We start from the raw sequence: 11,393 nt of genomic DNA on the forward strand, positions 1-11,393 counted from the left end.
AGCGCGGATTCGGGGGGCCGGTGACCCGATGCCGACTCCCGTCCGACAGGGCTTTGCCACGGCCGGCCCCGAGTCGACCTATGAGCGAGCAGCGGGGGCCGTTGCCACGTCGGTACGCGCGGTACTATCTGGAACAGACGCCGAGTCTCGTGTGGCTGCTGGTTGTCAACGCTGTCGCGATGCTCGTTGGCGTCCGGTTCTACGTCGAAACAATGCCCGAAGTGTCGACGTTTCTCTGGCCGCTGTACGCCGATTCGCCGGCCGCGCTGTTCCTGATGACGCTGTCGGTAGCGACCCTCCTGCCATTCCTCGGCAAGTCGCTCGACGAGGTTCCGCTGACGGTGCCGCTCGCGTACCTCCACACGATTGCGCTGGTCTGGCTGGTCAAGATGGGGCTGTGGACTGTCGTGGCGTTAAACATCGGCTTCGACGCCTACTTCCCGGCTCCGTGGGCGTATTTCGGCATCATCATTACCCACCTCGGCTTCGTCGCCGAGGGACTGTTAGTCCCACACTACGCCCGAACGACGAAGGGCGCGCTCGTGACTGCGCTGGTGCTGGCACTCGCTAACGACGTCCTCGATTACGGCTTGGGCTACCATCCGCCGTTGCGATACGACCCAGGGGTGGTGTTGCCGCTCGCGACCGTCGCACTTTCGGTGCTATCGGTGGGAATCGCCTGGCGGCTGCTGCCGATGCAAGTGCCGAGTAAAAAGACAGCTTAAACACTCTTGGACTATTTGAGGGGGTCTCAGGCGTCGATGAACGACGCGAACGAAGGCGTTTCTTTTTGATGAGGGAGGACAGAGGCAGGGATAGGAATGAGCCCACGCCAGGCCACGCTCCTCACCGTGCTGGTCATCGTCGGGACTGTCGCTGTCGGCCTCCCGGCCGTGACAGCACAGGAGACCGCGACGGAGACAGTGGCCACGCAGAACAACTCTGCCAGCGGGATGGGAGCGCAACTCACTGCGTTCTTGCAGTCGAACTCCGCCGCCGCGAACGACACAGTGGAAAACGGGATGTGGCGGTCGGCATACAACCAGTCCAACGGAACCGAACGAGCCGAACTGGTCACGGACCGAACCGGCTCACTTGAGCGCCGACTCGAACGACTGCAGGAGCGCAACGCCACGCTTGAACAGCGATACGAAAACGGAAATATCAGTGAGCAAGCCTACGTGGCGCAGCGAAGCCGGCTCACGACAGAAATCGCGGGCCTGCAGACCGCCATCAACGACACTGACACGGCCGCCGAACAGACCGGTGTGAACAACACCGCACTGGAGCGCCTGAAACAGAACGCCAGCAAGCTCTCCGGTCAGCAGGTCGCATCGATTGCTCGCGGCATCGCCGGACCGCCAGAGACCGCCGGCCCGGATGATCAGGGGCCACCGGACGACGCCGGAGTCAACCGAAGTGAGCAGGGGCCGCCGGACGGCGTTGGAACCAACCAGAGCGAACAGGGACCACCAGCCAACACGTCCGAACGGGGTGCAAACCAGAGCGAACAGGGACCGCCTGCTGACGCACCCGGACAACAACGAAACGAGAGCGACCAGGGGCCACCGGACGACGGGCCTGACGACAGCGGAAACGAAACCGGGGAGTCCACACAGGGAAACGGGGCTGAACAGGGCAACGACAAAGGCAACGGGAATGGGGACGGCAGTGACAGCGGCGACAATACCGCAGGAGACGACAGCGGTTCAGATGAAGCCGACAGTGGTGGGGAGGATGATTCAGCCGGTACATCGGACTCGGACGACAGTTCTGACAGTGGCAGTGCCGATGGCTCTGACGGAAGTTCTGACAGTGGCAGTGCCGATGGCTCTGACGGAAATTCTGGCAGTGACGGTGCTGACGACACCTCTGATAGTAACGGTGCTGATGATTCTGGCGGCGCGTCCGGCGGTAACAACGACAACGCAAATGGCGGCGGAAATGATGGTGGGCAGGGGAAAGACGGCGGACAGAGCGGTAATGGCGGAAGCGGTCAGGGGAGCGGCAACAGCGGCTCACAGGGCGCGTCGTGGATAGACCAGCTATCGTAGGCAGGTGACGCTAGCAAACCGCCCGACGAGAGTCACCCTTTTGAACCGTGACCCGCTACCTACGTGTCGATGGACTCCGCCGAGTTACTCAATCTCCTTGGAAACGCCAACCGCCGGCGGATTCTCAAACTACTCGCACACAAACCCTGCTACGTCACCGAAATCAGCGAATACATCGGCGTTAGCCCGAAAGCCGTCATCGACCACCTCCAGAAGCTCGAAGACGCCGGGCTCATCGACTCCCGGACAGACGACCAGCGCCGGAAGTACTTCTCTATCGCCCGGAACCTCCGTCTGGAGGTCCGTGTCTCTCCCTATGAGTTCGGCACCAAGAGCGCCTATCCGGCAAATCCCGAGTTCGAGATGCCCTCCTGCCGTCACCTCTCGATAGATGTAGGCGAGGAAGCTGGCGGGAATTTTCACGACCTGGCACGCGAACTGGAGCATCTCCAGCAGCTAGAGAACGAACTGTCGCTGGCCCAGCGGTGGGTGCAGGCCCGTCTGACGGACGTGCGGGACCGCATCGACTCCGGCTTCGAGAACGGCGACGGACGACTGTACGCAGAACTGGTCAGCGGGCTCGCAAACGGTATCGACACGGTGCCGGCGCTGGCCAGAGAGATCGAAGCGCCGCCGGAGATCGTCGAGGAAGCACTCACTCGACTCGCGGACGATAACGTGGTCGAGCGGACCGACGACGGCTGGGAAATCGTTTAGACGAGACGACAGCACTTCAGAAAGCGGACCGTCTCAGTCCGCTTTCGACCCGTACGAACTCGGGACCTCGACGGACAACTGTTCTGAGAGCAGGTACGTCACGGACCCGACAGCGGCCAGTCCGATCGGAAGCGCGATGTACGCCGGGACGCCGTAGCCGGCCATCAGGAACAGTCCCGTTGCGACGATGCCGGCCAGCACCGCGTAGGGAATCTGGGTGTTCACGTGGTCGACGTGGTCGCTCGCGGCGAACATACTCGACATCACCGTGGTGTCCGAGATCGGCGAACAGTGGTCACCGAACAGCGCGCCGGTCAGAATCGCCGCGATAGCCGGTGCCAGCGGCGCACCGAGCGCGTGTCCGAGCGGGATTGCGACCGGGAACAGGATACCCATCGTCCCCCAGGACGTGCCGATGCTGAAGCTGATAATCACCGCGCTGACGAAAATGACGGCGGGCAACATCCCAGCCGTGATAATTCCCTCGCTGATGGCGATGACGTATGGACCGACACCGAGTGCCTGGCTCACGGCACCGATAGACCACGCGAGCGAGAGCACCGCGACGGGGAACATCACCATCTTGAACCCCTCGAAGATAGCGTCGCTCACTTCGTCAACTGCGATTCGTGCGTGCCCGACGAGAATGGTCAAAATGACCAGACAGGCCGAGAACGAGGCCCAGACGATGGCATCCGCAGTGGCCGCGTTCGACAGCGCGTCGGTAAGGCCCCGGCCAGCGAATCCACCGCCGGAGTAGTACAGCGAGAACCCGGTTACCCCCACGAGTGCGATGATTGGCGCGGCGAAGTACCACCACCGCGGCTCAACGTGGTCGGGCGTCACGATATCGTCTTCCTGTGTTTCCATCAGCGGGTCGGCGTTGTCGCCGAGGACCTTCCCCTCTTCTCTGGCTCTGCGTTCGGCCTCCGCCATCGGGCCGAAGTCGAGGTCGGCGATGACAACAATGAATACCATTGCAAGTGCAAGCAGGCTGTAGAACCGATAGGGAATCGATTCGAGGAACAGCAGGAACGCGCTTCGGTCCACCCCAATTGTGGTCAGTTGCTCGGCGATGAGGCCGACCTCGAATCCGAGCCACGTCGAGACAACTGATATCGATGCGGTCGGGGCAGTGGTTGAGTCAAGGATGTACGCCAACTTCTCGCGACTGATGTCGAACTTATCGGTGATCGGCCGCATGACCGACCCGGTAATCATTGTCGAGGCGTACGAGTCGACGAAGATCGTCATCCCCAGTAGCGACGTGCCAAGCGCCGCCTGCCGACGGGTTCGAATGCGCTTGACCATCTGTGACGCCAGCGCATTCATCCCGCCGGAGAGGAAGATCATCCCCAGCATTGCCCCGATAAGGAACGTGAACAAGAGCAGTTTGACATTAAACGGCTCAGTCACGTTATCCACGACAAACTGGAGGCTTCGAGCGGCTCCGGCGGCCGGGTTCCAGCCGACGAGAACCGTCGCACCGATCCAGATACCTGCAAACAGCGAGAGCAGTACTTGGCGAGTGAACAACGTCAGTACAATGGCGAGCATCGCCGGAAACAGGCTGATAAGCCCGTACGTTTCTGGTGCCATGCGTTCTATTCCGGGATTTACATACGAGAGTTATAAGCGTTATCAACTCAAGACACTGTGATAGAAACGCCGGAAAGTGAATCAGATGGTCAGATATAGGCCGATATTCTGGAGACATAGGTTTATTTTACCACCATATGACAAGACCAGTACAGTCGATATTACGTGACAGGAAGTCCGTTCACGGCGATACTGCTATCGGGCACTTTTGTAGGCAGGCTACCGCGAAAACACCGACATCGTTTGGCCGGGCAACCGATATGCGGCATCGGACGGGAGGACCATCGAATACAGTGCAGTAAGCCAGAAAGGCGGTCGCGGCACTGACCCGAATCTGCCGTCGAGAGAGCTACAGGTCTTTCGTGAGTCCGCTGCGAAGGTCTCGGCCGAAGTAGTGCCCGACAAGCGCGAGCACGAGACCGACACCGCCGGCGATAGCGAACAGTCTGGTCCCGCTCAATCCTGCGGCGAGCTGGGGGAGGAGAGACAGAACAGCCGTCGCACCGCCACTGACACCACCCGCCAGCCCCAGTTCGGCGTATCGGCGCTCGCTGGCGAGCAGTCCGTAGACGAATCCGCCAAGCAGGATGCCGACCAGTTCAGTGAACGGGACGAGCGGTATCAGCCCGCCGAGCACCATGCCGCCGCCGACCGCGCCGAAGGCGAACAGCAGCGCCCGCAGTGAAAAGTAGCTGCCGCTGTCTGTCGTGGACGTTTCGGTGACAGACGACTCCGCGCCGCGCGATTCCCCGACAGCAACGTCCGTCTCGACCGACTCGGTCGTGCCGACATCGACGCCGGGGTCACTGCCCGATTTCGCGTCCGCGTCGCGGGTCCGCTCCTCGGTTCGTTCGGCCATACAGAGTGTGGGACCGCGAGTAGTATGGTCCTTGTGGGGTCTGCCGGCAGTCAGGGATACGATGGTGTGGCGCTCAGATGCCGAGCCACTCGTCGTTGCGAACCGAGTAGCCGTTCGACCGGCAGAACTCCGCCGCTTCACGGCGAACGTCGCGGGACCCGGGAAGCTTCTCGTTCTCGTGAATGTGCTCAATAATCCAGTCGGCGATGGCCCGAATGCCCTCGTCGTCGTCATCCGCGTCGATAGCCTGTAGCTCCCGGAACGTCCGCTCGTAGCCATCACGCTGTGAGGCCCCGAACGACGCGCTCTGGTGTTCGTCGGCGGCCGCCACGACGCGTTTCATCGCCTCGGCCACCGTCGGTCGCTGGACTCTGGCCCGGACCTCGGCTGGCGAGTCGAAAGACTCGACCTCTGTATCGGGCAGGAGGTCCGCGACAGTGTACGTCTCGTCGGCCGACTCGATCTCGTGGTCGCCGACCGTAGCGACCACTTCAGCCGCAGTCGCCGGGAATTCGAGCGTTTCGAGTTCTGTCTCGAAGTACGCGAGTTCCGTCGGGTCAACCGGCGGCTCAGGTTCGTCCGCGCGCTTGAGTTCCTCGGCGATAGCACGCTCCCGCTGGCGACGCTCCTCATTCTGGGCCTGGGCTTCGCGGCCGTTCTTGTTGTCTGCCATACCTGTTAGAAGAATGTCGAGTGAGATAACATTGTGGTCCGGTACCGCTTGAAAGCCAGCGTAACAAATGGCGATGCCTCGGAGTGCAACCGCGGTGGACACCGAAGTCGCCGCCCAGTCGGCAGGTCCAGCATATGGTCGAGCGCGCTCGCCGAAACGAGTGGGTTCAAGTCCCACCGGCGGAAAGTGCCGCCCATGAACGCAGGCGACCGGGTCCGCGTCGAACGCGCGGCCCAGACATACGAGGGCGTGTTGCTCCCATCGAGTACGCCCGACCACCTCGTCGTCAAACTCGACGGCGGGTACAACGTTGGCATCGACCGCGAAGATGCGTCTATCGACGTGCTGGAGTCGGATGTGTACGATGTCGAGAGCGCACAGGACGAACAGAGCCAGTCGGCAATCGAATTTGACGATGACCTCCCGACGGTCTCTCTTATTTCCACTGGCGGAACCATCGCCTCGACAGTCGATTACCGGACCGGGGCAGTGACAGCCCAGTTCGACGCCGAGGACGTGCTACGGGCGGTCCCAGACCTGGCCGGGATGGCGAACTACCGCGGCCGCGTCGTCGCAAATATCCTCTCGGAGAACATGACCCCGGCAGTCTGGCAGGACCTTGCGCAGGCAGTCCACGAGGAAATCGAGAACGGGGCGGACGGTATCGTCGTCATGCACGGCACCGACACGATGCAGCACTCCGCGTCGGCGCTGTCGTTCATGCTCGACACGCCGGTTCCGATCGTGTTCACGGGCAGCCAGCGGTCGGCGGACCGGCCGTCCTCTGATAACGTGATGAACGCCGTCTCCGCTGTCGAGGCTGCGACGAGCGACTGTGCGGAAGTGCTGGTCTGTATGCACGCCGATGAGTCCGACGACCGCTGTGCGCTCCACCGGGGCACTCGCGTCCGGAAGAACCACACCTCGCGCCGGGACGCCTTCGAGACCGTCGGCGCGAAGCCACTCGGCGAGGTCGACTACGACATCGACGGCGAGAGCACTGTCACGTTCCACCGCGAGTACACCGAACGGGACGCCGTCGACCTAGCACTGCATGACAACATCGAGACGGACGTGGAACTCCTGAAGTTCTCGCCGGGGATGGACCCGTCACTGCTTGAAGCCGCCGCCGAAGGCAGCGAAGGCATTGTCATCGAAGGGACGGGGCTCGGTCACGTCAACACCGACTGGATCGGGACCATCGAGGAACTGGACATCCCGCTTGTCATGACCAGCCAGTGCCTCGAAGGCCGGGTCTGTGACCGCGTCTACGACACCGGTCGGGACCTGCTCGACGCCGGCGTCATCGAGGGCGAGGATATGCTCCCCGGCACAGCGAAGGTCAAGCTCATGTGGGCGCTGGCAAACAGCGACGACGTAGCCGATACGATGCAGGAGCCCCTTGCTGGCGAGATTCAGCAGCGCTCGACGCCCTGGTTGTAGCACTGGAACTGGCGCAGTGGCTCGGTCACGGTGCAAACACTGACCTCGCCATCGGAGCGCCTCTTTTTTATTGTCGCGGGCGAGTCTCCCGGTATGTCGCCGACTGTTCGGACGGCTCGTCACGACGACTACGACGATATTGTGGACCTGACCAGCGATGTCTGGGCCGACCGTGCGATGGCTGATTACATCCCCGACGTGTTCCGTGACTGGGTCGACGATGACGGCCCCAACCGGAAAACCCTCGTCGTCGACGTTGACGGCCACGCCGTCGGCCTCGCGCAGGCCGTCATACTCACCGAGACTGAGGCATGGTTCCAGGGCATGCGTGTCGACTCGGATCACCGGGGGAAGGGGTTCGGGTCGCTGCTGACCGAGCACCTCATCGAATGGGCGGCCGATGCCGGCGCGTCAGTCGGTCGAAGCATGGTGTTTTCCTGGAACGAGGCTGGGCTCGGCCAGTCGCTGGCTGCTGGCTTCGAAGCGGTCACGTCGTTCCGCTGGGCGCACCCCGATCCGGCGGACGAGACGCCCGAAATGACTGTCCGGAACGACCCCACGACAGCGTGGCGCTACTGGCAGGAGAGCGATGGCCGAGGTGTCCTGTCCGGGCTTGCGCTCGACAGTGGGGAGAGCTGGGCGCTCTCGACGCTGACGCGGGAAACACTCGACCGGCTGGCGGCCGACCAGACTGTCCTCACTGTCGGGGATGACGGGCCACAGGGGATGGCCTGTCGGGTCCGAACGACAGACGCTGACGGCGAGCAACTTGCGGAGTACGCAGTCGGAGTGTGGAGCGATGTCGACGCTGCACGGGCCTTGTTCACTGCGATAGCCGCCGACGCAGCGACCCTTGGCGTCGACGGAACGCGGGTACTCATTCCCGAGACACCGCGCCACGTCGCCCAGGCCGCGTACGCCAGCGGGAACATCGATGAGTGCCCGGACTTCGTGCTCGAGATAGACGGCCTCGAAGAGTTATCATAACCGATAACGCGGTCACAACACTCATAGAAATACTCCCCATACCATGGGTAGATGAATTTGTTCGGGAGCCCTCCAGCGTTTCTTGCGTATGTCGCGGCGTACGCTCTCGCGGCGGTCGGTTGTGGTATCGGGCTCTACAGAGCGACTCGCATGGAAGACCCCGATACCCGCCGAGGGATGGTCGGACTCCTCGTCTGTAGCGGTGGCTGGGCGGCGCTGGAGCTCGGCTTCCTGATCACGCCCGGGACGCTGGGGTACGCGTTCTACCTCGGCAGCCTCATCGTCGGGCTTGCGACGGTCGGCGCGTGGCTGTACTTCTGTTCGGCGTACACCGGTCGGGCCTTCCACCGGAACAGGTCGTACCGTGTGGTCGCTGTGAGCACGTATCTCAGTATCGTCATCGTAAAGCTGACCGGCTCTTACATAACTCAGCGAAACACGTTGACGACGAAGCAGTCAAGAAGGCCGTGTAGTGGTGCTCCAGCGAGGTTTAACGTCCGTACGAACCCGTAGGTTCGGACGGACTGCTCCAATCCAGGCTTGGAGAGGCCGCGGAACTTCTGTAGCCATGGATTCACTAGCGACCAGAGGCATTCGACTTGGTTGATGTGGACGCCGTCATCAGTGACAAATTCTTCGGAGTGAACAACGGTCTGCTCGTTCTTGTAGACGAGTGGCGCGTACCCGCGCCACCCGTCGTGCCAGACCTCATCCAGTTTCCCTGAGAGAATCTCTACCTCATCAAGTGCTGGTTTGAGTTCTTCCGGTTGAGCACCTGGCTCGGCGCGAATTACACGAAGTACATCACGACAGGCACCGATCAGCGTCATGGTATCGCCAGGTGCTCCTTCCCACCGTGATCGCCCCCCTTCCCCAGAGCCGCCGCGGGAAAGCCCATCCCGCGGCGGCGTCTGTCCCTTGTAACCAGAGCACTTGTGGCCGGTTTCGTCGATCTGAGTTGGGCCGTCGATAGCGTGTTGGATGCGCTCCCAGACGAGGTAGAAGCCGCGCTGGAAGGCGGCTTCTACCTCTCGAATCGTGGAATGAACCGTGTCGTAGACCGCTTCGAAGAGCTGGGTGATTTGGTGGATGCTGAGAAGTGTGTCGGCATAGAGGACGAACGCAATGACGATTTCGCCAGGAGAGAGAGTGCGGCCTTCGAAGGGCGTGTTGCGGGTGTAGGAGAAGACATAGCGGCAGTTGGTGCACCAGACCCGGGGACTGCCGTCCCCGGACTGGATGGCGGTTTCACCACACTCCGGGCAAGGAGCTTGTTCCCATGCCTGCTTACAGCGCCGCTCGATTTCCTTATCGAGCGGCTCTGGGCGCAACACTATTGACGTGAGCTCAACAATATCCTGTAGCATCCCGCCGAAGGCTGTTTGATTGTACATAGCAACTAGCCTACGGCGGGATGCTGTAATTCTCGGGGTACTGTTTCACTCAGTTCGGTAAGAGCCGCTGACCAATCCGCTGCACGGGCTCTACTTCGCCACGCGGTTCGTCGCCGACCCGTTCCCGCATCTGGCGATCACACACGGTTTGTTCCACTGGGTCGTGACGGGGCTTTCCTATGCGCTCGTCACTGTCGGCTTCTTCATGCTGTTCGAGTTGTTCCTCGAAGCCGACTACGACACCCGCCCGCTTGGTGTTCTCGTCGGTATTACCGCGCTCCCGGTGACGCTCGATATCGTCGGGTACGTCAGCGATTTCCTCCTCGATATCAACCACGAACCGCTTGGCGTGGCACTGTTCGCGTTCGGTGTCCTCTACGTGTACGACGAAGCGTTTCTCGCCGTACAGTTGACCGACGGCGTCGATGATGCCGTGGTGTATCTCGACGATGACGGCCACATCAAGGAGTCAAACGGCAAGGCACAGCGGCTCTTCCCAGCACTATCCGGGAGCCGCGGACAAAATCTTGAGACGGTGTTGCCGGCCGTCACGGAGATACTGCAGACGGACGAGCAGATTCTCGAACGAAACCGAGGTGGCGGAGCGGAGTATTACCTCGTCAGCGACACCTCGTTTTCACTGGGCCAGGTCGATATCGGTCGGATGCTCGTGTTTACCGACGTGACCGAGAGCGAGCGGCGTCGGCGCGAACTTGACCGGCAGAACGAGCAATTGGAAGGGTTCGCCACTGCAATCAGACACGAACTGCTGAACACGCTCCAGATAGTCACCGGCCGCGTCTCCGCCGCCGGCGACGCCCTGAACCGCGGGGACGTCGACTTGGCGAAGGAATCCCTCCAGTCAACGTCTGAGACAGCCGACCGGATGTCCGAAATCGTCGACGGACTCGCGACGCTGGCTCGACATGGGCAGACGATCGACGAAACAATGCCTGTCGACCTCCAGCCAGTCGTCGAAGGAGCCTGGGACCGTGCCGACACTGACGGGCTCACCATGGCGGCCGACGTGGAGGGACAGGTCATCGCCGACCCGACACGCTTGCGGGACCTCTTCGAGAGCGGGTTCACGTTCGCGGCACACAACGACGCGTCGATGGTCACCGTTTCGCGGGAGGCCGACGAGATCGTCATCACCGACGACGGGACCCCGGCGGGCGAGACAGCGTCGGAGGCCTTTTTCGAGTACGGCGGCGCGATACCGGACGCCGCGGCCGGGATGACGCTCCCGAACTTGCGGATGCTTGCACGGACCCACGGCTGGGACGTGACACTCGATACTGAATATCAGGACGGCGTTCGCGTCGTCATCTCGAACGTGACAGTGGCGCGACCGGTGGAAAGCTGACCCGGCCAACGATCCGTCTCAACCGCCGCTGACCGGCGGGAACAGCGCCAGTTCCGTTTCCTCATCGACTGCCGTCGCCAGCCCTTCGCCGGCGGCGAACGGGTCTTCACCGTCGACGAGCACCCGGATGTGGTCGGCCAACTCTTCGTTCTCGTCGAGCACCTCCTCAGCGAGCGCCGGTCGCGTCGCAAGCAGCGCGTCGAGCGCCGTTTCGACCGTGGCGTCCCCCTCAATATCAACGCTGACCGACTGGCCGTCAGCCGCGTCCCGGAGGTGTGCGAACAGTTTCCACTCCATAGCC

10 protein-coding genes and 2 pseudogenes are annotated in these 11,393 nt (G+C 62.1%); 7 read left to right on the forward strand and 5 right to left on the reverse strand.

The window, feature by feature from the left end; all coding sequences use genetic code 11:
• Positions 1–80 precede the first annotated feature (80 nt).
• The 3 genes from BDK61_RS15685 (at position 81) to BDK61_RS15695 (ending at position 2,771) form a co-directional block, all read left to right on the forward strand.
• Complete coding sequence (locus BDK61_RS15685) at positions 81–725, forward strand: DUF1405 domain-containing protein (RefSeq protein WP_121303707.1); 645 nt, start codon at positions 81–83, stop codon at positions 723–725.
• Positions 726–821: 96 nt separating this feature from the next.
• Positions 822–2,054, forward strand: a complete 1,233-nt coding sequence (locus tag BDK61_RS15690; protein ID WP_121303708.1) for a hypothetical protein — start codon at positions 822–824, stop codon at positions 2,052–2,054.
• Between the two features lie 69 nt (positions 2,055–2,123).
• Positions 2,124–2,771: an ArsR/SmtB family transcription factor gene (locus BDK61_RS15695; protein WP_004963752.1), complete on the forward strand. Its 648-nt coding sequence runs from the start codon at positions 2,124–2,126 to the stop codon at positions 2,769–2,771.
• A 33-nt stretch (positions 2,772–2,804) separates the two neighbouring features.
• Here BDK61_RS15695 and BDK61_RS15700 read toward each other — a convergent pair whose 3' ends face one another.
• The 3 genes from BDK61_RS15700 to BDK61_RS15710 form a co-directional block, all read right to left on the reverse strand.
• A complete protein-coding gene (locus tag BDK61_RS15700) occupies positions 2,805–4,370 on the reverse strand; it encodes a Na+/H+ antiporter NhaC family protein (RefSeq protein WP_004963755.1) in 1,566 nt (521 codons plus the stop codon).
• A 349-nt stretch (positions 4,371–4,719) separates the two neighbouring features.
• Entirely contained in the window at positions 4,720–5,229 is a 510-nt protein-coding gene (locus BDK61_RS15705) for a hypothetical protein (RefSeq protein ID WP_121303709.1), read from the reverse strand.
• Positions 5,230–5,302: 73 nt separating this feature from the next.
• Complete coding sequence (locus tag BDK61_RS15710) at positions 5,303–5,902, reverse strand: DUF5789 family protein (protein WP_011224806.1); 600 nt, start codon at positions 5,900–5,902, stop codon at positions 5,303–5,305.
• Positions 5,903–6,097: 195 nt separating this feature from the next.
• Here BDK61_RS15710 and gatD point away from each other — a divergent pair, with 195 nt between their 5' ends.
• The 3 genes and pseudogenes from gatD to BDK61_RS15725 all read left to right on the forward strand — a co-directional run.
• Positions 6,098–7,345, forward strand: coding sequence for a Glu-tRNA(Gln) amidotransferase subunit GatD (gene gatD, locus BDK61_RS15715; protein ID WP_121303710.1), 1,248 nt, complete (start codon positions 6,098–6,100; stop codon positions 7,343–7,345).
• A gap of 93 nt (positions 7,346–7,438) precedes the next feature.
• Entirely contained in the window at positions 7,439–8,332 is an 894-nt protein-coding gene (locus tag BDK61_RS15720) for a GNAT family N-acetyltransferase (RefSeq protein WP_121303711.1), read from the forward strand.
• A 150-nt stretch (positions 8,333–8,482) separates the two neighbouring features.
• A pseudogene (locus BDK61_RS15725) lies at positions 8,483–8,746 on the forward strand (histidine kinase N-terminal 7TM domain-containing protein); the annotation flags it as partial.
• A 14-nt stretch (positions 8,747–8,760) separates the two neighbouring features.
• On the opposite strand, the gene BDK61_RS15730 reads toward BDK61_RS15725, so the two are convergent.
• Positions 8,761–9,726 carry an IS1595 family transposase gene (locus tag BDK61_RS15730; RefSeq protein ID WP_121303712.1) on the reverse strand — a complete coding sequence of 322 codons (966 nt, stop codon included), beginning with the start codon at positions 9,724–9,726 and terminating at the stop codon, positions 8,761–8,763.
• Positions 9,727–9,793: 67 nt separating this feature from the next.
• On the opposite strand from BDK61_RS15730, the pseudogene BDK61_RS15735 reads away from it, so the two are divergent.
• Positions 9,794–11,092: pseudogene (locus BDK61_RS15735) on the forward strand (histidine kinase N-terminal 7TM domain-containing protein); the annotation flags it as partial.
• Positions 11,093–11,110: 18 nt separating this feature from the next.
• On the opposite strand, the gene BDK61_RS15740 reads toward BDK61_RS15735, so the two are convergent.
• Positions 11,111–11,389, reverse strand: a complete 279-nt coding sequence (locus BDK61_RS15740) for a ubiquitin-like small modifier protein 1 (protein WP_004963775.1) — start codon at positions 11,387–11,389, stop codon at positions 11,111–11,113.
• Between the last annotated feature and the right edge of the window lie 4 nt (positions 11,390–11,393).

The sequence above is a fragment of the Haloarcula quadrata genome (assembly GCF_003634715.1).
Lineage (GTDB): Archaea > Halobacteriota > Halobacteria > Halobacteriales > Haloarculaceae > Haloarcula > Haloarcula marismortui.